3 protein-coding genes, 1 tRNA gene and 1 pseudogene are annotated in these 3,565 nt (G+C 67.4%); 1 reads left to right on the top strand and 4 read right to left on the bottom strand.

What is annotated here, in order from left to right; translation table 11 throughout:
• The first annotated feature begins 183 nt into the window (after positions 1–183).
• A tRNA-Pro gene (locus GT495_RS10555) sits at positions 184–260 on the top strand.
• A gap of 607 nt (positions 261–867) precedes the next feature.
• Here the strand turns inward: GT495_RS10555 and GT495_RS10550 are convergent.
• The 4 genes and pseudogenes from GT495_RS10550 to GT495_RS10540 form a co-directional block, all read right to left on the bottom strand.
• Positions 868–2,265: a sensor histidine kinase KdpD gene (locus tag GT495_RS10550; protein WP_161162594.1), complete on the bottom strand. Its 1,398-nt coding sequence runs from the start codon at positions 2,263–2,265 to the stop codon at positions 868–870.
• A gap of 26 nt (positions 2,266–2,291) precedes the next feature.
• Positions 2,292–2,954, bottom strand: a complete 663-nt coding sequence (locus GT495_RS10545) for a response regulator transcription factor (RefSeq protein ID WP_161162595.1) — start codon at positions 2,952–2,954, stop codon at positions 2,292–2,294.
• Positions 2,955–2,998: 44 nt separating this feature from the next.
• Complete coding sequence (locus tag GT495_RS11035) at positions 2,999–3,121, bottom strand: hypothetical protein (RefSeq protein WP_255451810.1); 123 nt, start codon at positions 3,119–3,121, stop codon at positions 2,999–3,001.
• A pseudogene (locus GT495_RS10540) lies at positions 3,114–3,565 on the bottom strand (lantibiotic ABC transporter permease); the annotation flags it as partial. The gene GT495_RS11035 and the pseudogene GT495_RS10540, both read right to left, overlap by 8 nt.

The following is a 3,565-nucleotide window of genomic DNA, read 5'->3' as shown; positions in this document are numbered from 1 at the left end:
AGGTATCGGGTTCCCACATTCATCCGCACATGTGCGGATGAATGTGGGAGGTGTTCGGATAAAGTTGATAATCAAGGATTTTGGACTTGCTTCAAAATTTGTAAAAAAGTCTTGCACAAGTCTAAAGTTTCGGGTTAATATACTCCCTGTTGCGAGCGAGAGCACAGCAACAAGCAAAAGCTTCGGGACGTGGCGCAGCTTGGTAGCGCACTTGACTGGGGGTCAAGGGGTCGCTGGTTCGAATCCAGTCGTCCCGACCAGAAGTTAGCAGGTCAGGCACCTAGTGCCTGACCTTTTTTGTTTTAAGCAATTGCTTTATTTTCAGTAAGCAACAGGGTGCCAAAAATCTACCTACGCGATAATCGCCTTTTGCGGCTACTTGCGCGTTTTGCACGTGCTTGGGCCGATTTATTAACGCGAAATGATTCTACATACGCGCCTCAGGTACACGCCGAGAACGGGCTGCATTTATCGCGGCGATTTACACAGATATAGCGACTGTAACGAACAAGCGTGTCGCTGTATTTATTCCAGTAGTTCACTGGATCAGTCGACAAGTGGGCTGTTGCAACGAAACGCCAAGCAGGATGGGCTCTATACGAGTGCACCGCAGAGGTAATGGCGAGGGGAGGGCGGCAGGCGCTCTGAGAGCCGCTGTATGACCCCATGTCTCCTTAACTCGATAATTTGTGTTTCAAGCCACGAATCGATCGAGCAATTGCCAAAAGGAAGGCCCATGTAGGATTGCACGGGCCTTACATCAGATCAAATTTGAGCTAGAAGCACCAAGCGGGGCAGACGCAACACCATCTCGTCGCGGCCTCGGCGAGCGACATATCGCAGTCGAGGTAGACATCGAGGAAGTCGTCAGATCCCGCACAGGGGGACCGCGATGGTGGCCACCGCGCCGCCCGAGGGGCTGTTGGCAAGCGAGACGGAGCCCCCGTGGGCGCTCGCGGCCTCGGAGGCGACATGGAGGCCGAGCCCGTAGTGGCGGTCTCCGTCGCGCGAGGAGCGGGAGGAGTCGTCTGTGAAGAGGCGCTCGCAGCCGCGTTCGAGGGCGGCGGGAGAAAAGCCCGGTCCGTCGTCGACGACCTCGATGACGAGGCGCCCTCCCGCGATGTCGCAGGAGACAGCCACGCGCGAGCGAGCGTGCTCGGCGGCGTTGACCACGAGGTTCGCGGCGGCTCGCGCCAGGGTAGTTCGGTCGAGCGGGGCCTCGGGAGCGCCCGCGACAGCGGGGCCCGTGGCCGCGTCGAGCGTCACGCCTCGCGCCCGGGCGATCTGGGCGGCCTCGGCGAGAACCTGCTCGCAGAGCTCGGCCGGCCGCATGGGGGCCCTCTCCGCCCCGCCGGACCCGCGCGAGGCCTCGATGAGCAGGCGCACGTAGCCGTCGAGCCTTTCGACACCGCCGGCTATGTCGCGCGCGGCGGCCGAGAGGTCGGCGTCATTCTCGTCTTCCAGCTCCTCCGCCACGAAGTCGGCGTTTGCGCGCAGCACGGTGAGCGGCGTCTTGAGGTCGTGGGCGAGTGACGCCATCTGCTCGCGCTGCCCCCGCTCCGCGGCCCAGCGGGCCTCGAGCGACTCGGCGAGGGAGACCCGCATGGCGTCCATCGCGGCGAGGACGTCGTTCACCTCGCGCACGTTGGTGCTGCCGACCGCGAAGTCGAGCTCCCCCGCGCCGACGCGCCCCGCCGCCTCCGCGAGCGGCGCCATCTTGCGCGAGATCACGCGGCTCGCGCGGCGCGCCACGAGCGCGAGCGCGAGCGCGCTTCCCGCCGTGGCGCCGACGAGCATGAGGTTCTGCGGGTTGGGAAGCAGGCCGGCGAGGTCGCGCGAGACCCACTGCGGCAGGTACTCGCTGACGAGTGCGCAGGCCCCGCCGCCCTTGAGCGGGAACGCGGCGTAGGTGAGGCCCGAACCCCCGCCCTCGATCTCCACTGTGCCCGGATCCGCGGCGAGTGCCGTACGGGCCATTTCCGTCGCGTCCTCGAGCCGCGTGCTCTCGAGGTCTGTCATCAGCACGTTTCCGTCCTTGTTCAGGATGAGGTAGCGGTACGCCGTCGGCACGTCCTGCTGCCCGCAGACGCCGTCGCGTGCCAGGCCCTCCGCGACCTCGCGCGCATTGGCCGGCCCCCAGCTTGCCTCGTAGACGAAGCCCGCGTTGATCGCCACGGAGAGCACCATGAACGAGGCGAGCCACGCCATGGCGACCGCCGCGAACGCGTAGACGAAGTAGCGCGCGATGACGAAGGAGAGCGGCATGCCCCCGCGACCTCGCGCCCCGACCCTCAGAGCTGCCACTTGTACCCCATCCCCCAGACGGTCGCGATCGGATCGGCGCCGGCCTCGGAGAGTTTCCTCCGGGCGCGGCTGACCTGCATGGATATGGCCGCGTCGTCGGCGTCGCTCTCCCAGCCGAGCACCGCCTCGCGGATCTGCGCGCGGCTCATGACCTGTCCGGGGTGGCGCGCGAGGTACTCGCAGATGGCGTACTCGGTGGGCGTGAGCGGCACGGTCTCGCCGCCCACGACGAGGTCGCGCGCCCCGAGGTCGATCCGCACCTCCCCGAAGGAGAGGGCGTGCGAGCGCGGCCGGCGCTCACGGCGTAGATGGGCCGCGACCTTGGCGCGCAGTTCCGCGGCCCCGAAGGGCTTGCGGACGTAGTCGTCGGCGCCCAGGCCGTAGGCGGCCACGGCGTCCTCCTCGGCCACGCGCGCGGTCAGGAAGACGATGGGCCCGTCGAAGTCCGGGCGGATCTGCCGCACGAGCTCGAAGCCGTCGAGCCCCGGCATCATGACGTCGCAGAGCACGAGGTCGAAGCGCGAGAGGTCCATCCCCGGGACCGCCGTCGGGTCCGCCTCCCTGACGACCTCATGGCCGTCGCGGCCGAGGACGCGCGCGAGCGCGTCGAGGATCGCCCGCTCATCATCCACTGCCAGTATCCTCGCCATGTTGACCTCCTGAAACTCTCGTCGGAATTGTACTAGCGCCGCACTCAGCGGTCCAGAGCCCTGCGCGCAGCCGCGGGTGCCTCGACCGCGTCGAGCAGGGCATTCCCGCCCAGGACGAGCGATGCGGAGAGGAGGACGAGCATGGCGGCGAGCGGCTTCCTACGCATCTACCCTCCCGTCCTCGAAGCGGCAGAACCAGGCGAGAAGGACGGCGTCGGCTGCCAGGGTGAGAACGAGGCTAGCGAGCGCAGTCGTGAGGAGAGGGCCCGCCGCGCGTGCGGCGTCGATGAAGGCCTCCACCCCGAGCGACCCCAGGCGCGCGGGCCAGGCGAGCGGCACCCAGCTCAGGGGCGTCACCAGGGCACCGGTGAGCTCGCCCGTCATGAGGCCGTGCGCAAGTCCGCCCACCGAGAAGAACGCGAGGAGCATACCCGCCGCGCCGGCGCCGATGGCGGCGTTGCGGCCGAGGCGCAGAGCCATGCCGAGCCCCAGCGCGTAGAGGGGCAGGCTGCCTAGCACGATGCCAGCCCAGGCGGTCGCAAGCGGAGCGGGCCCCAGCGGCAGGCGCCCGGCAACGGCGAGCACCGCCCCGAACACGCCGAGCGCCACGG

This window comes from Collinsella sp. BIOML-A6 (assembly GCF_009875845.1).
GTDB lineage: Bacteria > Actinomycetota > Coriobacteriia > Coriobacteriales > Coriobacteriaceae > Collinsella > Collinsella aerofaciens_H.
Note: the sequence above shows the minus strand (reverse complement) of the source record. Positions and strands in the feature narration are given on the sequence as shown.